This window comes from Variovorax sp. ISS6, assembly GCF_056523145.1.
Map to the genome: position 1 here is coordinate 1,001,507 of NZ_JAWRZC010000002.1, position 19,731 is coordinate 1,021,237.

Genomic DNA, 19,731 nt, shown 5'->3' on the forward strand with positions numbered 1-19,731 from the left:
CATCGGCTAAGGCGACAGGCGGTGCTTGAGGATCAGGTGCTCCAGCAGTTGCCCCTCAGTCGCCGCGTCGGGGCCGACATAGGGCGCGACGCATGCCTCGACGATCTTCGCGACACCGGACCGCCTGAGCAACCGCTCTCGCCAAGACCGGACGTTGAACGCCGCTGTCATGACCAGCCACTTCTGCCCTGGAACAGGCCTCTCGACGCGGGCATCAGTACCTTGAATGCCCGAATGACCGCTGTTTCGTTGCTCGGTAAGCGTCCGGCCAACCCATCTTGATTCCCGCCAGCGGGCCTAGGAGCATCGTGTTCACTACTCCACTTATTTCTTGGCGGACACGTGAACACTATCGAGGCTGCGGCGGTGAAGGCCGGAACGCTGTAGCGGTTGCGCTCGAAGTGCACCAGGCAGGTGGGCGAGACGCGCTTGGTGTGTTCTACGAAACCATCGAAGGGTCTGGGGATCTGCATCAGTAGCGGGCGTTCCTGCGACCAGACATCGGCCACGGTCCCTGGCAGCTTGCCGTGGACGATCTCGCTCCACAGCGCCTTGCAGCGGTCCTCCAGCCAGTCGTTGAGCAGTGCCAGCGTGGCGAACGCCGGCACGGGTTGCCACAACCGGTGGCGCGCATCACGCACGTTCTTCTCGACCTGGCCCTTCTCCCAGCCGGAGGCCGGGTTACAGAACTCGGCCTCGAACAGGTAGTGGCTGACCATGGCGCTGAAGCGCGCGTTGATGTCGCGCTCCTTGCCGCGGCGTACCTTGTCCACGGCGGTCTTCATGTTGTCGTAGATGCCGCGCCGAGGCACGCCCCCGAGCACCTCGAAGGCCCGGTTGTGCGCATCGAACAGCATCTCGTGGGTCTGCAGCAGGTAGGCGCGCACGATGAACGCGCGGCTGTGGCTGAGCTTGAAGTGCGCCACCTGCAGCTTGGTACGCTCGCCAGCGATGAGGGCCCAGTCCTCGCTCCAATCGAACTGGAATGCCTCGCCGGGGCCAAAGGCCAGGGGCACGAATGTGCCTCGCCCGGTGGTCTGCTGGACCTCGTGGCGATGCGCATGCCACGCTCGTGCAAAGGCCGCCACGCGGTTATAGGAGCCCTGATAGCCCAGCGCCACCAGGTCAGCGTGCATCTGCGTCAGCGTGCGCCGCTGCTTGCGTGACTTGGACGCCTCGCTCTTGAGCCAGCCGCCGAGCTTCTCGGCGAACGCGTCGAGCTTGCTCGGGCTGATGCGCTTCGCGTAACTGGGCGCCGCCTCGCCCTCGCGAAGGTACTTGCGGATGGTGTTGCGAGACAAGCCAGTGCGCCGGGCTATCTCTCGGATGGACAGTTGCTCTCGCAGTGCCCAACGTCTGATGACACTCAGTGTCGCCACGTCAATCACTCCTGTGCTCCTGCTGCTAAAAGCAGCAGGTTAGGGTTATCACGTGGGTCAGATTTAGATGGAAATCACCGGGCCGAGTGTGTCACTTCTGGATGGAAATCAACATCCTGCGGTTTCGTAGTCGGTGTAGGAGTCGTACATATTGCCGACGCCGATACTGATCGGTGAACCGCAACCTGCTCCACCGGGATGCGCTGTTGGGCTGTCAAAAGCGCCTATAGAGCTTCCGTTCGACCACGACCCGGGTGGGTCGGACAGGTAGAGTGACCGGCCGTAAGCTACTTGTACGCCGGAACTATCTGTTCTCCAAGCTTGAGTGCTCCCGTTAGGATCACCCGAAGTTCTTAGGGAATGGATGTAGGTGTACGCCCCCATAAATGAGGGGTTAGTTACAACGCTAATATCCCAATCGACCATCTGCCCGTTTATGAAGTCGTACCTATTCGCTTCATTGGGGTTGTAAGACGCATTGGAGACATTGCCGATGCCGCCCGCCGTGTAACTGTATAGAACAATGTCTGAGCCTTGCCCTACACCACCCGTATATCCGGCAGGCATTCTTAAAACGACGCTGCCGTAGATCGAACCAGACGCACAAGTGGTCGGCGAAGAAGGTGGCGGGTAAGATAATTGGCAGTTCGGGACGTTGAAGGCTGGCCCGCTGTAGTAATAGGTCTGATACTGCGCAGAAGAACAAGTCGACCATGCGCATAGGGAGATCAATAAAATGCCAACCGCCGAAAGGATACGGCAGCGTATATTCAGTAGTGGCATCAGAAGTCCCCTTCATTTCTTTTGTATTTTTGATTTCAATCTTGACCGTCGTACCACTATGAGTGGCATCAATAGAAGGGACCGTTAGCGCTATCCACCGATTTTTGAGCTCAACAGGCGGTCTTCTGGAGACTCCGGCATTAACCAGTCTTTAACCTCGTTTCCGTAAGCTGTTTGTATCCGGCCTCGCCTTTAAGTTGAGGCTGCCCGGAAGGCGTAAATCAATATGGGGAATGGGTTCATGGCGGAGCAAGAGCCAGGTTCAGGTCTTCGGAGCTCGCTTGCGGGAGCAAAGGAACCTGCGGCGGATCGGCGTAGCGATCTGCCGGAATTCGCGAACATCACCGCCGACACCGACGCGCCTGAAAGCGACCTTCACGACATTTCGAAAATCCTGCTCGGGGCACAAGCCACGACAGGAAAAGCCACCCTCGCCGCCGGTCGCATGACGGTCGGCGACGCTGAGCTGCGCCAGCAGGCGCAGCGCGACCAGCAAGGCCGACAAGCCCAGGAAGCGCGCGAGCTGGCCAGCCTCGCCCGCTGGAACGCGCAGATGACCACGGTCGGCGGTGTGCAGATGACGAACGAGCAAGCACAGAGGGCGCGCCAGAACGTCATCGAGCATGACGACGCCTATGCCGACTGGGCCGTGCGCAAGGGCCTCATCAACGAAGATGAAAAGGACGCCTTCAAAGCAGGCGTCCGGCGCAAGAAAGAACTGGAAGACAAACGCGGTCGCGGGACATTGACGACGGCGGAAGCCGACGAAGAAGCAAGGCTTGATCGATCCCGCGTTGGCCGTGCCGTGGATGCGGCAGCGGCCCAGAACCACCTCGACAAGGGGCATGCCCCGGTCGCTTCAGCGGAACAGGCCCGCTCTGGGGTTTCCGCCGCGTCATCTCTTGATGAGAGCCGGAAGGCATCGTTCCAGTCAGCGCCTGACCTCGGCAACATGTTTGCCGCCGCCGCGCCGCCCGCGCAGCCGGTGTCCCGTCAGACCCCGCCGTCCGCTGCACCGGAACTCAAGGCGAGCGGCCTGGATATCTAACTTTCACTTCAGCCCGGCAAGACCGAACTCGGTGTATCTCGGATACGCCAGCGTCGCATTGAGGATCGTCGCGCCGTCGGGCAGAGAGCTGTAGGCGATGCCGCCCACGATCCCGCGTGATGGGCGCGCCGGATCGTCGTTGATGCTGCCGCTGACATTGCCGGACACCGTCACAAGCCCGCCTGCGGGTTGATAGCTGCCTGCCGTCCCCTTCGCCACGGTGAACCCCTGCATCATCACGCGCTCGCCGAGAGGCTCGACGCGCCGAAGGATCTGGTTGAGAGACGAGCAATTTCCCTGCGGGAATTTTCCTGCTGCCTGAAGCCGCTTGCAGTTCTCGATGGCATCGACTTCCGGCGCTCTCAGCAGCGCAGCGCCCGGAACGCCAGCGGCGCGGGCGTCATACAGGCGTATGTCGGCAAGACGTTCGTAAACGCAAAACTGCCCCGCCCTCTCGCCCAGTGGCTGATCGGACTTGATGATGTAGCCTACCTTCCGGTCACCGCTCATCGTGAAGATCATGCTGAACAGGCGCTTGTCGGGCGCAATCATCTGCGCCGAGGCAACCGAGTGCTGATCCTCGGATTTCAGCCTGGCGGTCATCGCCTCGGGAGGGGCGCATTCCCCGACATCGGCGGCGCGAGCGGTGCTGAAGACGGTGAGCAAAGTAGGAAGGGCGAGGAGAAGCAATCGCTTGAACATAAAGGCGTTCCAAAAACGAACCCTTTTGGAACGCCGCGCTGCACCGCGTCTGTTGCGTGCGGAACCGTGATGGTGATTGACTCCCCTGGTTTGCCCTGCGTAGAGTCCACAAAGGTTCCGTAGAGGAACAGTTAGTGCGGCTGTGTGACCCTGGTTCTGGTGCCTGCCTGCGAGAGAGGTAGGCACCATGAAGATCGGATACGCGCGAGTCTCCACCGACGACCAGCATCTCGACCTTCAGCGCGACGCGCTGACGAAGGCCGGATGCGAGAAGGTCTTCGATAAGAAAAAATCAGGAACGGATAGCAACCGGCCAGCGCTCCAGGCGGCAAGGCGGGCGCTCCGTACCGGCGATGTACTCGTGGTCTGGAAGCTTGACCGGCTCGGACGGTCGCTTCAGGACCTGATCGCAATCCTTGGAGATCTGGAGCGTTGCGGGATCGGGTTTTGCTCTCTCTCGGATTGCATCGATACAACGACCCCGGCGGGCAAACTCCTGTTTCACATTACCGGAGCTGTCGCGGAATTTGAGCGCGCACTCATCTCCGAGCGAACGAAGGCCGGGATGCAGGCGGCGCGGCGCAAGGGACGTAAGCCCGGACGCCCGCCCGCGCTTACAACATCCCAGGAGTACCGAGTGCAGTGCATGGCCATCCGCGACGACCTTCCGCTGGACGTCATCGCCAGTCGCATGGAGGTCAGCAAGACTACGATCCGGCGGGCTGTAGCCAAGCTTCGCGCGCATGAAAGCGCGGGGCTGCCCGGTCGTGCGAGCCTGCGCTAGCTGGCGCTGGAGTGGATACACAATTGTGTATCCATGGGGTATGCTCGCACGATGTCAGTCAAAGACTGTGGAATGCGAATCCGAGTGGAGAAAGAGCTTCGGGAAGCATTCGTGCGCGCGTGCCGGACCCAGGACCTGGTGGCGTCGGACGTCATCAGAGATTTCATGCGCGATTTCATAGGCAAACAGCCTGACGGACAGGGCGACCTCTTCACAGAAACACCAAGTACAAAGCACTGATCCAGGAATTCACCCCTTGATCTTGTGAGTTTTCCATCATTCATTGAGGAGCTATTTTGTCTTCAACAACAAAAGAAATTCGAAGCAGCAAAGCATACCGCGCCAAGACAGCCGAACCGGACGGTCGCTACGGATTTTTGAGCGGCGCGCAACACGTCGCCGGACTCATTCAAGGTGACTCGGCGGCAGCGCTTCGCCTGCTTCCCTCAGACACATTCAATGTCGCTGTAACGTCTCCGCCGTATTACTGGGTCCGTGACTACGGATATGACGGCCAACTCGGCCATGAAGAGTCTGTTGAGCTTTACATCGACAAATTGATGGAGGTATTTGACGAGGTCAAACGAACTCTTCATCCGGAAGGTATGTTCTTCCTTAATATTGGGGATACCTACTATTCGGGCAATGGCCAGCCGCACGGAAGCGATCCTAAATGCTCGTCGAGAAACTTCTTTCGTACCAAGGTAAGACCTGTTGACAAGAGCGGCTGGGACATTCCGAAAAAGAGCATGATCGGGATACCTTGGAAAGTGGCATTCGCGATGCAGGAACGCGGATGGACGCTCCGTAGTTCGATCATCTGGAACAGATGCAACGCCTTCGTTGAGCCAACCGCCCGGGACAGGCCTCACCGGCAGTATGAGCATGTATTCATGTTCACGAAAAGCCGCTTCTATAGTTTTGACCGGTCCATGCTCGTCGAGGAAGATGTCTGGAACATTCCCATTGAGCGAAACCGGCGTGCCAACCATAATGCGGCTTTTCCTTCAGAACTCGTTCGTCGATGCATTCAGGTGGGTAGTCCCGTGGGTGGGCATGTCCTTGACCCGTTCGTGGGCAGCGGTACGACCATCTTTACGGCACTGGCGAATGATCGCAACGTCGTAGGCATTGATATGAGTCCGGATTACGTGGATTACATCGAAAGTTCGCTGGAGGCGGACGGCCACAAGGCGCTGTCATGGACGCAGCTCACGCAGCGGCTTAAGGACCCCTCGCCGCTGTGGTCATCATGGGCGGGCAACAAAGCAAACTTTCGTAAGCCAGGCATTTCTAAGTCGGAGTGATTGTGCGCTACTTCCAAATAGACACAATCAAACAAGCAATTGAAGGACTTCAGGACTACAACGTTAATTGGCTTCTCCCGGCCTTTGTCTTTGCGGCCAATGATATTGGCGAAGAAGCATTGGTCAACATGTCGGAGGGCGTCGGAACCGATCAGTTTTTAGATCGGTATTTCAACGGAGATTTAATAGGGCTCTCGCCATTGCCGCGAGGCAATAATCTTCTTCGCCCTCGGCTTAAAGGTGTGACCTGGAACAGAGGTCCGTTCGCTGATGATTTTGTGATTCAGCAGGACACAAAAATGTGGGGTAACCTATTCTCGTCTCGGGGCTACCGCGAGATGAGAATGCAGGGACTGATAGATGGCACCAAGGCCATTGTTAAGTTAACGCCCGCCTTCCGGCCACGATTTGAAGAAGAGATTCCGGAGACTTTTCATTTTGAAAACCTCCTAGTCTGGCTCTACGCATTCGATGGCGTACCGGACGAAGTCAATAGCTGGCAGGGGCTCTTTGATGATCTTCTTGCAAAGCTAAACCTTCAGCAATTCAAACCCGCGTATCAGGGCCGTTTTAGACTCTCTGACCCACCTCTGCCTTGGCCGGAACTCTTGGCGAATCGGCCAACGAATGACGAATTCTTAACCCAGCTTGCCCCGAAGCTGGCAGCTTCGATTGCAGCCCCTCCGCCTGAAAACCATGCGCATGAAGTGCCTGCAATTACAGGCCTCAGCGCGGACGATCCGGTGCTGACAGCCGTGATCGGGGCAATACAGGCTGATGAAAGTCTGGCCTTCCTTCTGGCCGGACCGCCTGGCACGGGTAAAACGCACCATGCAAAACGTCTTGCCCTTGCGTTAACTGAGAACGATCCCGAGAAGATCCTTACGCTCCAATTTCATCCTGCAATCGGATACGACGATTTTATCGAGGGGTTTAGACCCCGCGAAACCCAGGATGGACAAGGAATTCGATACGAACTCGCGCCTAGGCTGTTTCTGTCGTTTGCCTCCAAGGCTGCTGCAGCGCCTGAAAATCGTTTCGTTGTCGTCATCGACGAGTTGAATCGCGGGGATGTTGCCCGGATCTTCGGGGAAGTTCTTACATACCTCGAATTCGACTACCGGGAGCAAGAATTCACACTGCCGTTCTCTGGCAAGTTGGCCAAGCTGCCAAAGAATCTGGTCTTAATCGCCACAGCCAATCCTTACGACCGCTCGGTCACGGACTTGGATGACGCTCTTCTGCGCCGATTTTGGGTCATTGAAATTGAACCCGACGCCGCAATTCTTCGAAATCACCTGGAGAGCCACGAGATCGGCCCCGGCATTGTCAATCGAACAATGCAAGTCTTCAGCATTCTCAACAATGCATTTCCTAATGGCTTCGGGCACACGAATTTCCTTCGGGTACAGACAATCGACGATCTTGCCGCTGTGTGGACTGGAAGAGTTCGCCTTGCTCTGCGGAGAGCATTAATACACGACAGGCCCACATATGACGCCACCGTGGCGAGCATCGAGGCGCTGCTCCAAACCGCCGAAGAGGCCGAGCCCCCTAATGGCCCGCCCAATGAAGAAGCGTAGCTCCTATCGTCAGTAAATGGCCAACCCTCAACAGGTCGTCGTACTGCATGAGCGAGAGGCCCGAATTTTTCCTAGGGATAGGTTGTTCGACCTCGCCGGGGCCTCTCGAATCCTTTCAGCCACTAGGGCTCTGTCCGCGATCGATCTAAGAGACGTTGCCGACGGTATCGAGCTTAGGGCTCTCGGATTAATCGGCTATCTACCTCTAACAAGCGAAATAGTCCTAAATATTCAGCCCAAATTTCCGCTCAGCAATCTTTGGGAAATGCTGAGCGTGGCTGATGAAACTTACGAAAGAATACTGCCTGTCCTTCGGTCGTACGAGATTGCAAACGTCTCCGCGCCTCATTTATTGCTGGCTCGAAGTTTCTGCCACTATCTGCGACAAATCCTTTCGTTGGGTATCGCCAGAGGCTATTATGCAGAGTCGCTCCACGGACATTACCGGCCCAAGGTAAATTTTGGCCTGACCTTTGGGACGTACCTCTCGCGCGGCAATCAAGTCAATGTCGTTGCAGACGCCTTTTTGTTTTCTGCAGATTTGCTGCCAAACCGCTTGATTCGGTCTGCCTGCCTTGATTTCATAAGAATAATTCCAAGGACAAGTGATTGGCTTCACGATAGGCGTCTTATGATGGAAGCGCTTAGTGCATTGGATCGGGTGAAGACGGTTCGCATGAACGCTGACGATCAAGAGTCTGCAATGTCAATGCTGCCCGCCTGGCTGAAACCGGCTTATCGAGGCGCTTTGTCGGTGTATGCCGTTCAGTGTGGATTCGCTCAGGTTGGTTTTGCTCACACCGAGCATGGCAGAACCATGCCTTCGTTTCTGTTTTCGCTGGACAGGGTCTTTGAAAGTTTTGTTCGCAATGCTTTTCAAAAGGCCGATCAAAATCACCAATTTACAACGGTTGATGGGAATCTGCCCCGGTATCAACTTCCACTATTTTCGGATACCAAGCGATTTTTGATTAAACCGGACCTGATTTTCCGACACGATAGAAAGGCTGTCGCAATCGGCGAGGTCAAATACAAGCCGAAAATTTCCGAGAACGATCGGTATCAGTTGATCAGCCACGTGCTCGCCAGCAAGGCGCGGTCAGGCATCTGGATTTCGCCAGCGACGGAGGGCGAAGAAGGCTTAGAACTCGTCGGCAAAATAGCGACCGGCGAGTCCTTCTATCACTACAGACTGAACATTTCTAGCGACATCAAACAATCGCTCAGCACTATGGTGGCGAAGATTGCGGAGCTGGTGAATGAAGGGTTGCCCGCCCCTGCGTAGCCAAGCAGGTGCTCTGGATCGGTGGCAGAACCCGGGAAATAACGCGCATCCAATCCGCGCAGGGTTGGTCTATGGGGGGGGGTGCGAAGGGGGAGAGCGAAGTCTCAGCCCTTGCCCGATGGGGGTCCGGGGAGCGCGGAAAGCTCCTCGGTCGCAATTGAACCGCGATGAGGTTCATCAGGGTGTCGGGGCTCGAAGGCCCTGACTGGTGATGCAACGGCCAGACGTTGCACTGGTGCGGATGAGGCTCGATGCCGAGGCCCGCGCCATCAGCGGAGGTATCCAACAGGGGAGGCACTTCCCCTTTGGCAAGATGGTTTGGCCGTAGGACAAACGGTTCTGGACGTAGTACAGAACACATCTTGCGGTCCGCGCCAAGTCTCCTCAGCACGCATGCCTGTACTACGTCCAGTCACGCCCGCTTCGTCGCCTTGGCTTCGATCCTATGCTCACCGGTGGCCATCAAGCCCCCTCCACCCATGGCTAGCTGCGGACGAGGCGAACCCAAAAGAAGTTGCGCTTATCGAATTCCCCGTCAGACTGTCCGTCCGAAAAACTGATGGCTACAGATTCCGTTCGCGTCATCCATGTTGAGGACCAATACAATGACGGTGAACTATCGGCACCAGACTTAAATCCGCCGATTTCCTGTCGATTCGGATAAAGATTGTTGCGACATTCGTGCGATGAGGGCAGCCGTATGCCGTGGTCGTGGGCGTCTTTGCGCCGCGCGGCTTCAACATCCCAATGGCTCTTTTGCTTGCTACCGTCATAGCCATCAAATCCGCGCAGGGCGGCAGCCTCGTCCGTGGCTTCCTTCCAGGTTCTGCACAACGATTGATCGACTGTGGCAACAAATAACGGATACCCCGTCGTCGGGGATATTCCAGCGTATTTCCATCCTTTCTCGACGACTTCACCAATTCGGGGAGTGATGACCAGTTGACTGTCTTTTCCGACTGGCACATAGAGGCGATTTGGCAAGTCACTGCGGATATCAAACGTTCCAGAGCCTGCACTAAAAGTCACGCGAAGTTGTGCCTGACCGCTTCGAACAACGACTTCCGAACCGATGGAAAGAACAATTTCATTATTCTTCTTTACTGTCACGCCAATCTTCTCTCTGCTGGAGCCAGCCTAATAAAGCGTCTCCAGGTGGCATAACACTATTAATGGAAGAAAATCAAGATATTCGGACCGATTTCTTCCTGGCGTGAACCTGACCCGGGCAAACCCCAAGCGAGGCGCATTAGTCCAAATTGTCCGCATTGAACAAACTCGACACTTCAATATCGCGCTTTCGAACGGCGGCAAACGCCTCCCCGGGGTTGTCCATGACGCCACCGCCGTCAATTCTTGACCCTTCCGCAAGAAGGCCGAGCGCACTGAGGTTGCGCGGGAGGGCATCCTGATTCCAGCGGTCGAAGGTGTCTCGGATTTCCACGGGAATTGAGGCCTCCTTCGCGGACGAGAAATGAACGGAAATATACGCCGATCCCGGAAACGGAACGGGATTGTCGCGGGGCGTAAATGTGCACTTAAGGTTAGATGAGTTCGGGCCTGCGAGGGGCTGGCTCAATAGCAAAGCCTTCTCGCGGAAATACAACTCCTTCGAATAGCTCCTGGCAAAGTACTCGCCGCGCTGCTGACCGTCTCCCAACGGAAAGGCCAAGCCTGAGCCGATCGGCACTTCGTCAGAGCGGATCAGGACGTGGATTTTGGAGAACGGCCGATTTGCAACGGGGGTAATACAGAGAAAGCTGGGTCCCGGACTATTCCTGTTGAGAACGCGCGCCGCACTCCACCATCCGCCGATCTTGGCATTGCTCCTCACCATCTCCGATGCATGATCCGCAGCGCCGTATAGGTCAAACAGCGCCTCTGCGATCCTGCAGAAGCGGCCGTCGGAACTCAAGTAGTCCTTCGCGCTAGGCACTAGTGTCTGGAAATGGTGGGTCCGAAAGAAACGCGCGAGGATGGTCAATGTCACCCCGCTGGGCGGACCACCCCGGTTGTTCATCCGGTTCTCGATGGTCTTGTGGCTGATTTTGAAGCCATTTATCAAGCCACCGGTGTGCTCTCGAATGCGGCGTGCGATCTCTGATCCGCCCTCGACCCCAAGCTTTTCTCGGTATTCGAGCAGCAGTCGCCTGGCCACCGTCGGGTCCACCCAATCGTCGCCTGCTTTTGCATCCGCCACGCTAGGCCCTCCTGTTCCCGCTTCCAACCGATTCCAACGGGTATGCCCAGAATTTCGTGACCGCAACCTCACTTACTGCTTCAACCCGTTCGGGCTGCATGGCCTGCCGCGTCACCGCGTCAACGCATGGAACGTTCTCAAGAAGGATTCGCCCACCCTCCACGCCGATGTAAAGCTGCTCGTCGCCGATCTGATTCCGTTGCCCGCGACGGGCGATCAGTTCTGGGCGCGGCGGGGTCGCGAGGTCGCGGAAGCCCTCATCCGCACATACGTCGCGTTGACGGGTGCGAGTCAGACCCGCGACGCGATCAGCCTCGCGGTCTTCTGGACCCTCGTCAACATGCTGGACGACCCGTCAGGCTGGGCCGCGCTCAAGGACCAGATGATGTCGATGCCGGATGCCGACATCCGGCGCATCGCACAGGAGATGGACAGCAAGCGCCGGGAGGCACCAAAGGAATACAGCGGCATCATCAGCAGCATCTACGAGGCCGTCCAGCCCCTGAGCGATCCGAAGATCCGCGATGCGTTGAGCGCATCGGACTTCTCGCTCGAAGTGCTGTGCCAGCAGGACTGCAACGTCTACCTGATCATCCCCGCCGAATATCTCGGCCTCCTGGCCCCGGTGCAGCGCGCGATCTTCGGCACGGCGATTCTCTACAAGAACCGGCACCCGGCAGCGCCCGGCGTCCTGCTTGCCGTTGACGAGGCGGCGCAGCTCGGCAATTTCGAGACGCTGCTCCGCTCGTACAGCTACGGTCGCGGCATGGGGCTGCGCACCTGGTCCTACTGGCAGGACATAGGGCAGATCGAACGCGCCTATGGCCGTGCCGCGCTGTCCACCTTCATCGGCTCCAGCCAGTGCCGCCAGTTCTTCGGCGTGCGCGATCTCGACACGGCGCAGATGGTGTCGGACATGCTGGGGCAACAGACGCTCTTCTACGACGAGAGGCTTCAGCAGCACGAGGCGCGGATTCAGACCGCGCAATACGTCGATCAACTGCTCTCGGGCGGCGACCCTGTTTCCTACGGCATCGCCATCGCGCAAACCGCCTACGCCGCGCGCTATCGCAGCAGGCAACAGCGCCCGCTGATGACGCCGGACGAAGTACTCAACATGCCGGAGAGCGAACAGCTCCTGTTCATCTCGGGCCTCGGGCTGGGCGGGGCCATCCGGGCGAACAAGTACCCGTATTTCACCCGTCCGGAGATGGCAGGTGGGTATTTGCCGAACCCCTATCACGCTCCCCATGATCGGGTGCCGATTGCCGGTCGCAAACCGGGCTGGGCACGCGTCATCACCGAGCGCGTGCCTGCGTCGCTCGCGCACTGGCCGCAGCATCAGACGGGAGAGTGGTCTTATATCGAGGGCTACCGGCCCGCGTGACCGGGACAAGCGCCATGCGGACCTTCACGCCATCATTGAAACTTGCCGTTGCCTCCGACAGCGCGGCTGCGCTCGATGTCGTCGGCGACTTCGTCGATCAGGTCAAGGTGACCGCGCCAGTGGCCGAAGCCCCCTTCCAGCTCGCGCAGGAATTGCTTGGCCCAGATGAATTCGGCATCGCCCTTCGGGTACTCGACCGCTGGACCGCTGGACCGCTGGACCGCTGGACCGCTGGACCGCTGGACCGCTGGACCGCTGGACCGCTCGGCACTCGACCGAATTTCCAGCATTTCGACTACCAGCCGCCGACGTTGAACAGCGCGAACGACCGCACGACGACTCAAAATGTCTCAGACGATCTCACGTGTATCGTGACATGCATCGTGACAAAGAAGCAAACATTCAACCGATCGAGCAACGTATGCTATATTTTTCATAGCACACTCTCGAGTAAGAGCGCGGTATTTGGTGGTAGGCCGTGCTGGGCTTGAACCAGCGACCAACGGAGTATGAGTCCGTAGAACCACTAAGTTCGCCCCACGAGAAACAGTTGGTTCGAGGCACACGCGGCGAGTTTCGTTGTGCTTAGGCAAATGGCACGCTGGGTCTAATGGGCGTGCCACGTAGTTACACAAGCAGACCGCGGCCCACAACGCGTGCAATAGCGGCTACCTTGTTGGCCACCGAAAGTTTCTCGATCACCTTCTTCATGTGGAACTTGATCGTGTTGGGAGAGACCTCGAGCAGGATGCCGGCTTCTTCCGACGTCTTACCATCCGCCGTCCAACGTAACACCTCGAGCTCACGATCTGACAAGAACGGAAAGTCGTCAGGCTCGTCCCTTCGAACCTGAGCCGACAAGTGCCGGTGAGCGGCATCGGCCAGCAAGTGAAGTTGGTAGCCAAGGATTGCAAGTTCGGTGGACGTGAGCTTTTCGTGGGATCGAGCAACTGTCATCATGCCCACGGATCCGTCAGGATCGAAGAATGATTTGGCCCATCCGTAGCGCAGCCCGCTTTCGCGCGCCTCGTCCCAGAACTGAGGGACGCTTCTGAAGAGCTCGGCATTCCAGACGAGCGGTGCATGGGATCGCAAGCCGTGCGCCACGCTTGGGTCGATGGCGAGGTAGCCCGCTTCCTGGTAACGTTGCTGCCAGGCTGTACTGTAGTTGTTGATCATGCGCGTCTTCGGGCGCGTGAACGAGTCAAAAATTCTGACGCCGTAGGCGCAACGTTCGAAGCCAAGCCGTCGCGCGTACCGCGCGATCACGTCGAACTTGGTCTGTAGATTGTTGGCGCGGACCAGTGCCCTCTCCATGTTCAGGATAAATTCGAAAGGTGAGGCAAAGTCCTCATTCACTCGAGGCTTGTAGAGCCGAAGGCTGCCGCCTGGGCGTCGCTCAAGGAATGGCCGATTCCTTTTCTTGCGCATGAATGGTTTCCTTATCGAAGGTGATGCCGGGCTTTTTGTGACGTGCTGCAGTGAGGCCGTTGCTTTCTCGGTTTACTCGAGCGCAGTCTAGAAAGGGCGTTCTCGCAACGCAGCGACAAAACTTCCACCCTTTCCGCCAATGCTTAAGCGGGGGCCACGCGTCGAAAAGTTGCGCTGCGCGCGATGAATACCTTTGTGCAACTGCCGATGAGGAAATAGGCAAGAAAGCCAATATCGACGTGGCAGAAAAGCTCTCACCACGGCGGACCGCGCGAAGCGGGCGCATCGCGCCATGCTCTTTCTCAGGGCTCCACCACGGGGAACTGCACGAGCCCGAGCAACAAACGCGCAGGATCAGCCGGGTCGAGCAAACAATGCCTGAGCCATTTCACCGGGGGATCACACGGCACGTAAATGCGCTAACGCCGTTCGTACTGACAGACTCATCACGCTGTACGCCGCGTCATGCCTAAAACCAGCGACGGTTCACCAGCTCGTACAGCACCTTCCACCATGCTGAGCACGGCCATTCGTGCATGACATCCAGAGGCTCGGAAATGTTCTGAGCGACTCGTACGTTCCGCGCACGTAAACACGCCGCTGTTTCCTGCCCTACATCCTCAAGGGAGGAAGTTCGCTCTACAACCCCGAAACAATGGCGTGATGTCGAGCCAGGTATGGCGAACGAGTCAGGCAACGCGATCACAGCCGTCGGCGCTCTCACTACTGCTGAGGCCAAGTAGCGCAGGAGTCAGCACCGATGTGTTGCTTTGCCTGGCACTCTGCGGTCGCACCGAGTGCCCACTGGACTCCGTGTCTCGAATGCCATCCACTGGACAGTAGCACGGCCCTCGGCTCGTCAGTTTCCGCCATGGGCCGCGGTGGAAGCTTAGCCTTCTTCCGAGGATTCGACTTCTCGCTGTTGACCTGCCTCGGCCGCCTCGGGCTCGGTCGGTGCCGGTGCCGGTGCCGGTGCCGGTGCCGCGTCGATGAGATGTACGGGGATGAGTTCGACCATCTCTCGGGCCTCCTGCGGTGAGCAGGTGAGCCAGCGGTCGATGTCGTGCTCCTCGATGGCGACGACCGAGCGCTTGTCTTGCACCTCAAGTGGCCTCTTCGTCGCCTTGTCGAGCTCTGGCTTGTGCATCCTGGCCATGATCGGGTGCAGGTTGGCGTTGATCGTGATCATGGTGAAGCTCTCCCACATCTCACCGGTCTCGCGGTCCAGCCATGGGCTCCACAAGCCCGCGAGCGCCCAAGGGCGGCCATCCGTGCGTTTGAAGCGCCACCACACGTTGGCACCAGTTTCCCAGCAGGGCTCATCGAAGCTGTCGGCCAGGATCACGCACCGCCGGCTGTGGGCCCAGGCATCCTTGAAGGTCGGCTTCTTCTCGATTCCGTCGAATCGGGCGTTGTAGGTCGACAGCCGCTTGGACTTCGTCTCGCCTCTTCGCGGCTTGTTTTGGGGGATATGGCTCGGCGAGTGCGCTGGGATCAGCCCCCATTGCCCTGCCACCAACTCACGCGCGTACTCGGTCCGCTCGCGATCACGGCGGATGAAGACGCCGGTGGAGAGCGGCCGCATGCTGCGCATCCAGCGCTCCGCGCTGCGAGCGCCGATGTACCAGGCAGCCTCGATTTCGCGGTCTTCGGGGGTGATGTAGCGGGTGCACATGGCTCGGCTGAATTCTGCGCTCGGAAACCCATTGACGGTCAGGTTGTGGCGGGTTGATACTGTATTTTTATACAGTTATTGGAGATTATCCATGGACATCCCCCCGCCCCTGCCCGGCGCCGAGTCGGCGCTCGACGACCCCGTTTCCAATGGGGAGTTCATCCGCCTTGCGACGCGACGTGACGCCAAGCGCGACTGGACCCGGCGCTTCAGCGACGAGTACCAACGCCTGCATCAGGGCCGCGTCGACATCGAATACCTGACGCTCGAAGCCGATGCGGTGTACCCCTTCCTGAGCCATCGGCCTCCCGAAGAGTGTGCGCGTCAGCGCTTCGGCTTCGACTCGGGCGCGGACCGCTTCGAAGTCCAAGCGGAGCAGAAATTCCGCACGCTGGCCGGCAACATCGGCCTGATCGATCACGGGCAGCCGCTTCCGGAAGATCTCAAGGAATTTGCCCACGGCGTCGCGGAGTTGTGCGCAGCCTCCGCGGAGCAGTACCGCCATCCGCGAGACGGCAGCGCTGGCGATCACATCCGGGCGACCTTCTGTGCGCTGCCCTTTTGATGGACAAATTGGCGCCTTCTCCTTGTCTGCGAACCCGGCGGCCGGCCTGAAGGGCGTCGTTCCAAAGAGTCCACGCTTGCCACCGCTTAGCGGGTGTTTCCTTTCGACGCGAGCGATCCGTCGTTTGCCGCTGGCGCGGCGCGGGCGGGCGGACGTCGTTGCTTCGCGATCGCAGTAAGGGCCTCATTCCCCCGCGGCCCGCCGTGTTGACCTCAACCTTCTTCATCGACAACCGGACCACACAGAAGGCACGAAGCCTTGACTGGATGCGCCATGAACAACACTGAACTTTTTGAGGTCGAGGCGGTGGTCGACACGCCGCTGAACTTCGACATCCTGCTGCAGCCGCACCGCGTTGCCTTCATCACCAAGCTCCTGGACTACCCGCACGCCACGGCCGATGTCGTGCATGTGTCCGAGCAGCGCTTCACGCGTGAGCTCGAGCGCCAGCTCGGCGAGGATGTGGTACCGGCGCTGCGTGCCTACCAGAACGCTTATGAGTCCAGCGGTGCGGACCTCACGAAGGACGAGCTTGCGCTGGCGCAGCGCTGGGCCAAGGCCTATGACGCCGCACGAACCGCGGGCTTTCGAGAATCTCGGGGACACCGACGAGGCGTTCTTCGAAGTTCGGCCGGTTTGAAGTGGACATCCAGGCCGAGTACGCGGCCATGGCCAGACGGGCCGGCGAGCTGGCGCCGGACGAGCCGCTGCGCCCTACCCTCCTTGAATTTGCCGAACTTGTGGTCGGCATGTGTGCCGAAATCGGCCAACACTATGGTGACTGGGACCGCAACGCTGGCGATCACATCCGGGCGGTCATGTACGACGTGCCCGGTCTTCTCCCCCCACCTCGACAATCGCCGGATGAGCCAAGCTGATTTTTTCCTGTCCGAGACCTCGGTGCTGGTCACACCCGTCTGGTACAGCGACGAGGTGCAAGACATGCGCGAGCTGCCGATGGCGCCGGGCGACTACAAGGTGACGCCTGGTGCGCGTTGGTCTGTCACGTCGCTCAAGGACGGTGCGACGGTTTACGAGGGCATCGGTCCTGTGGTGATTCGACGCGCCAACGGCGCGTGATCCCATTGAGCCGATGAGTCTCTCTTGATTGAGAGACTTGTTGCGCAGGAGGCAAGCTAACGGCCTTCGTCCTTAGCCGCAGGCTTCGCTCAGGAAGCGGCCGCGAGCCGCGGCTCCCACCCACGCTGCACTGGCCAGGTTGCATCTAGCATATCGATGCATTCTTGCCCGAACGGGTCGTCAGGCGACAGCGGCCCCTCCGCGCTCGACCTTGGCCTTGCCGGCAGGACGAGTCTGCCGCTTGCGCGCAACGCCAGACGCGCGCGTGCGACGCGGCGCCGACGGTTTGGCAAGGGAGCTCAGACTATCAAGCATGATCACAGTGCCCGTTTCAGTTCTGACAGCTACGGCCAGTTCTCCGCCCATTGCTTCTATGTACTTGCGCAATGTAGAGAGCAGCAGGTCCGAACGCTTCTCCAGCTGAGCTACAGCGTTTTGTCTGACATTCAGAACGCGCGCCACTTCCTCCTGGGTCTTGACCAACGCAGCGCGGACCTCCGCCAATGAATCCGCATGACGAACCATCTCCTCTGCCAAGACGGTCGCTTTGCTCTGGATGAGCTTCTGATCCTCGACGGAAAACTCTTCGATGATGCTTCGCAGCGTGGTGCTAATGTTGATTCCTTCTTGTCCTTGGCGAGTTTCTTCAGGTGGGCGTCGAACCTCTTGTCGGCCGTGTTGATCAGAGCCTTGTAGAACGCCGCCTCGTCCTGCCCCTGCTTGCCGCCGGCTACCAGCACATACGCTTTTCGCTGCGGATCGAAGGCGAAGGCCGCCCGCCAGATCTCCGAGCCGTTGTGAGCCTTGAAGCGCAGCTCCTTCATGTTGGCATGCTTCGATCCATTGAGCGTGTCGACATGGGGTCGTCCCGTCTTCGGTCCCGCCAACTCGATGGCCTTGGCAGCGGCGGTCAGTTCGAGACGCACATCCGGATCGAACGCACGGAACTCCGGCAAGAATTTTTCATGAAAGAAGACTTCCCACTGCTTTGAAGAGGTCTGTGCAGCAATCGCGACCTTAGAGGACGATTTCTTGAATTTTCCCGCTATACAATTTTAACGTGATATCACTTTAAAATTATCTCGGGCCTGAGTATGGCCTGGCAGGGTCGTGTGGTTGGCCCAGTCCTGCTCGCGGACTGAGCGGCTCGAGCCATAGGCCTCCCTGCCTGGACGCGACATTCTGGAGAAGCAAATCGAAATGCCGCTAGTCAGCGGGCACGGCCTCGGCCGTGCGAAATGGGTGTAGGAGCCGTCCAGACCATCCAAGCACCGGAAGAACCTCTTGTTGCGCAGGTGGCCGAAGTCTTCTTTTTTTGCTCGCTCAAGTCGCCATCGATAGTGGGCTGCGCCGAGTCTGCTCCGCGATTTCTACCAAGGAGGCAACGGTTGGACGTGAACAACGAAACCTGTGGTCGGACTGGGTGAGCCTTGGCGATCGCCGTTGGTCCAGAGTTGCTGCCTTCTGCCCAACGGAACAACGTGGCCGGACAGCGCTCCAGCGCTGAGGGTCGAAGTGGTCCGAATCTCATGTTGGCATCGCCCCCTTCCAGCGCTGACCTGCCTATGTCCTTGGGCTCGTGAAGTTAGTCCTCACCCTTCGATGTTGCGGAGGAAGACGGCGGCGAGCATCGCCGCGGCTCGCCCGTCACTCGCGAGGTCCTCGACGGACAGGCGGGGTTCGTCGTCGTGCGAGAGATCGCGAACTTCGACGACGTACTTCAGCACCAGGTCTTGATCGGTCATGGCCTCCCCGCTTTTCCCGAGGAGCCATCGGTTCACCTCTTCCCGGGAAGCCACGCGGAACACGGCACGGACCGGACGTGACACGCGCACGCGGTCGTCCAACTGCCTTGGCAACTCGAAAACCTGCGAGATGGTGTCTGTCATGAGCAACCTCACCAGAGGGCGTTGCCGGCCGGTCCAAACGGTCACGCACCTGAGGCGCACTTCTACCGCTGGTATCAACCCCCACGCCGAGACAATGTAATCATTTGGTTGCAATGCTAGGCCCAATGAAACAAAATGCAATCAAATCACAGGTGCTGCGCCTCGCGACCGGCATCAAGGGAAGAAAAGCGCGCCATGTGTGATGCGCCTCACCATGGCCACGACAAGCGAGGGATCCGTCACGCTTGCCGGCAACGATGGACGCAACTCTTCTCTTTGCGAACATGTCTTTCTTCTCTGCCTGCGACTGCACTGCCAATCACCTGGGACGCGTGGAGCGACGAGGGTGGATGCGCTTGTTCTCCCAACGTCGCCTGTATCAGTGTTCGAGCTGCCGAAAGCTGCAGCTGCTCCCGGAAGAGGCAGTCAACCGGGCCAAGGCGGAATACGCATCGCGCGAAGCCATGCCGAATCGACGTCCGCGTTCCGCGGCGGCTTGATCGTCAAGGCTGGCGGGTCTTGCCCGCGTACCGCTGGGGGTGAGTGCTCACCGGCTGTGACCCTCGCATGTGCGTGCTGGTGCCGGCCCTGAGATGTGCCTTGGGCGAAGTCACGCTGGATCGACACGGGGCC

At 58.8% G+C, this 19,731-nt stretch carries 17 protein-coding genes, 1 tRNA gene and 1 pseudogene; 9 read left to right on the plus strand and 10 right to left on the minus strand.

Annotated features, from left to right (window positions below; all coding sequences use genetic code 11):
• Positions 1-6 precede the first annotated feature (6 nt).
• Both AC1HIL_RS36270 and istA read right to left on the minus strand, forming a co-directional pair.
• On the minus strand, positions 7-171 hold the full coding sequence (locus tag AC1HIL_RS36270; RefSeq protein ID WP_479668789.1) for a hypothetical protein: 165 nt from the start codon (positions 169-171) through the stop codon (positions 7-9).
• 200 nt (positions 172-371) lie between these two features.
• Positions 372-1,388 (minus strand): annotated as a pseudogene (gene istA, locus AC1HIL_RS36275) (IS21-like element ISVapa3 family transposase); the annotation flags it as partial.
• A 1,015-nt stretch (positions 1,389-2,403) separates the two neighbouring features.
• Between istA and AC1HIL_RS36280 the strand changes: the two are divergent.
• Positions 2,404-3,210: a hypothetical protein gene (locus AC1HIL_RS36280; protein ID WP_479668788.1), complete on the plus strand. Its 807-nt coding sequence runs from the start codon at positions 2,404-2,406 to the stop codon at positions 3,208-3,210.
• A 3-nt stretch (positions 3,211-3,213) separates the two neighbouring features.
• Here the strand turns inward: AC1HIL_RS36280 and AC1HIL_RS36285 are convergent, their stop codons facing one another.
• Positions 3,214-3,912 carry a hypothetical protein gene (locus AC1HIL_RS36285; protein WP_479668787.1) on the minus strand — a complete coding sequence of 233 codons (699 nt, stop codon included), beginning with the start codon at positions 3,910-3,912 and terminating at the stop codon, positions 3,214-3,216.
• Between the two features lie 187 nt (positions 3,913-4,099).
• On the opposite strand from AC1HIL_RS36285, the gene AC1HIL_RS36290 reads away from it, so the two are divergent.
• The 4 genes from AC1HIL_RS36290 to AC1HIL_RS36305 all read left to right on the plus strand — a co-directional run bounded on the left by AC1HIL_RS36290 (position 4,100) and on the right by AC1HIL_RS36305 (position 8,871).
• Positions 4,100-4,696, plus strand: a complete 597-nt coding sequence (locus AC1HIL_RS36290; protein ID WP_479668786.1) for a recombinase family protein — start codon at positions 4,100-4,102, stop codon at positions 4,694-4,696.
• A 296-nt stretch (positions 4,697-4,992) separates the two neighbouring features.
• Positions 4,993-6,003: a DNA-methyltransferase gene (locus AC1HIL_RS36295; RefSeq protein WP_479668785.1), complete on the plus strand. Its 1,011-nt coding sequence runs from the start codon at positions 4,993-4,995 to the stop codon at positions 6,001-6,003.
• 2 nt (positions 6,004-6,005) lie between these two features.
• Positions 6,006-7,586, plus strand: a complete 1,581-nt coding sequence (locus AC1HIL_RS36300) for an McrB family protein (protein ID WP_479668784.1) — start codon at positions 6,006-6,008, stop codon at positions 7,584-7,586.
• Positions 7,587-7,602: 16 nt separating this feature from the next.
• Positions 7,603-8,871, plus strand: coding sequence for a 5-methylcytosine restriction system specificity protein McrC (locus tag AC1HIL_RS36305; protein ID WP_479668783.1), 1,269 nt, complete (start codon positions 7,603-7,605; stop codon positions 8,869-8,871).
• Between the two features lie 483 nt (positions 8,872-9,354).
• On the opposite strand, the gene AC1HIL_RS36310 is transcribed toward AC1HIL_RS36305, so the two are convergent.
• Together AC1HIL_RS36310 and AC1HIL_RS36315 are read right to left on the minus strand one after the other, a co-directional pair.
• Positions 9,355-9,981, minus strand: coding sequence for a hypothetical protein (locus tag AC1HIL_RS36310; protein ID WP_479668782.1), 627 nt, complete (start codon positions 9,979-9,981; stop codon positions 9,355-9,357).
• 139 nt (positions 9,982-10,120) lie between these two features.
• Positions 10,121-11,071, minus strand: a complete 951-nt coding sequence (locus AC1HIL_RS36315) for a hypothetical protein (RefSeq protein WP_479669667.1) — start codon at positions 11,069-11,071, stop codon at positions 10,121-10,123.
• Between AC1HIL_RS36315 and AC1HIL_RS36320 the strand changes: the two genes are divergently transcribed.
• Positions 10,956-12,458, plus strand: a complete 1,503-nt coding sequence (locus tag AC1HIL_RS36320) for a type IV secretory system conjugative DNA transfer family protein (protein WP_479669643.1) — start codon at positions 10,956-10,958, stop codon at positions 12,456-12,458. The genes AC1HIL_RS36315 and AC1HIL_RS36320 overlap by 116 nt on opposite strands.
• 14 nt (positions 12,459-12,472) lie before the next feature.
• A complete protein-coding gene (locus tag AC1HIL_RS36325; RefSeq protein WP_479668781.1) occupies positions 12,473-12,949 on the plus strand; it encodes a hypothetical protein in 477 nt (158 codons plus the stop codon).
• Here AC1HIL_RS36325 and AC1HIL_RS36330 read toward each other — a convergent pair.
• The 3 genes from AC1HIL_RS36330 to AC1HIL_RS36340 form a co-directional block, all read right to left on the minus strand.
• Positions 12,928-12,996: transfer RNA gene (locus AC1HIL_RS36330), tRNA-Ile, on the minus strand. The two genes, AC1HIL_RS36325 and AC1HIL_RS36330, sit on opposite strands and share 22 nt — an antisense overlap.
• 89 nt (positions 12,997-13,085) lie before the next feature.
• On the minus strand, positions 13,086-13,889 hold the full coding sequence (locus AC1HIL_RS36335) for a helix-turn-helix transcriptional regulator (RefSeq protein WP_479668780.1): 804 nt from the start codon (positions 13,887-13,889) through the stop codon (positions 13,086-13,088).
• Positions 13,890-14,778: 889 nt separating this feature from the next.
• A complete protein-coding gene (locus AC1HIL_RS36340; RefSeq protein ID WP_479668779.1) occupies positions 14,779-15,564 on the minus strand; it encodes an SOS response-associated peptidase in 786 nt (261 codons plus the stop codon).
• Positions 15,565-15,655: 91 nt separating this feature from the next.
• Here AC1HIL_RS36340 and AC1HIL_RS36345 point away from each other — a divergent pair, with 91 nt between their 5' ends.
• A complete protein-coding gene (locus AC1HIL_RS36345) occupies positions 15,656-16,129 on the plus strand; it encodes a hypothetical protein (protein ID WP_479668778.1) in 474 nt (157 codons plus the stop codon).
• A gap of 273 nt (positions 16,130-16,402) precedes the next feature.
• Positions 16,403-17,209, plus strand: coding sequence for a hypothetical protein (locus AC1HIL_RS36350; protein WP_479672804.1), 807 nt, complete (start codon positions 16,403-16,405; stop codon positions 17,207-17,209).
• 446 nt (positions 17,210-17,655) lie between these two features.
• Here the strand turns inward: AC1HIL_RS36350 and AC1HIL_RS36355 are convergent, their stop codons facing one another.
• Together AC1HIL_RS36355 and AC1HIL_RS36360 are read right to left on the minus strand one after the other, a co-directional pair.
• Entirely contained in the window at positions 17,656-18,165 is a 510-nt protein-coding gene (locus tag AC1HIL_RS36355; protein WP_479668776.1) for a type II toxin-antitoxin system RelE/ParE family toxin, read from the minus strand.
• A gap of 636 nt (positions 18,166-18,801) precedes the next feature.
• Positions 18,802-19,098: a hypothetical protein gene (locus AC1HIL_RS36360; RefSeq protein WP_479668775.1), complete on the minus strand. Its 297-nt coding sequence runs from the start codon at positions 19,096-19,098 to the stop codon at positions 18,802-18,804.
• Positions 19,099-19,731: the final 633 nt, after the last annotated feature.

Bases quoted from the DNA above. Each gene is read 5' to 3' on its own strand.
- AC1HIL_RS36270 (WP_479668789.1), bottom strand. From the start codon at position 171: ATGACAGCGGCGTTCAACGTCCGGTCTTGGCGAGAGCGGTTGCTCAGG.
- AC1HIL_RS36280 (WP_479668788.1), top strand. From the start codon at position 2,404: ATGGCGGAGCAAGAGCCAGGTTCAGGTCTTCGGAGCTCGCTTGCGGGA.
- AC1HIL_RS36285 (WP_479668787.1), bottom strand. From the start codon at position 3,912: ATGTTCAAGCGATTGCTTCTCCTCGCCCTTCCTACTTTGCTCACCGTC.
- AC1HIL_RS36290 (WP_479668786.1), top strand. From the start codon at position 4,100: ATGAAGATCGGATACGCGCGAGTCTCCACCGACGACCAGCATCTCGAC.
- AC1HIL_RS36305 (WP_479668783.1), top strand. From the start codon at position 7,603: ATGGCCAACCCTCAACAGGTCGTCGTACTGCATGAGCGAGAGGCCCGA.
- AC1HIL_RS36320 (WP_479669643.1), top strand. From the start codon at position 10,956: ATGCGGCGTGCGATCTCTGATCCGCCCTCGACCCCAAGCTTTTCTCGG.
- AC1HIL_RS36325 (WP_479668781.1), top strand. From the start codon at position 12,473: ATGCGGACCTTCACGCCATCATTGAAACTTGCCGTTGCCTCCGACAGC.
- AC1HIL_RS36335 (WP_479668780.1), bottom strand. From the start codon at position 13,889: ATGCGCAAGAAAAGGAATCGGCCATTCCTTGAGCGACGCCCAGGCGGC.
- AC1HIL_RS36340 (WP_479668779.1), bottom strand. From the start codon at position 15,564: ATGTGCACCCGCTACATCACCCCCGAAGACCGCGAAATCGAGGCTGCC.
- AC1HIL_RS36345 (WP_479668778.1), top strand. From the start codon at position 15,656: ATGGACATCCCCCCGCCCCTGCCCGGCGCCGAGTCGGCGCTCGACGAC.
- AC1HIL_RS36350 (WP_479672804.1), top strand. From the start codon at position 16,403: ATGAACAACACTGAACTTTTTGAGGTCGAGGCGGTGGTCGACACGCCG.
- AC1HIL_RS36360 (WP_479668775.1), bottom strand. From the start codon at position 19,098: ATGACAGACACCATCTCGCAGGTTTTCGAGTTGCCAAGGCAGTTGGAC.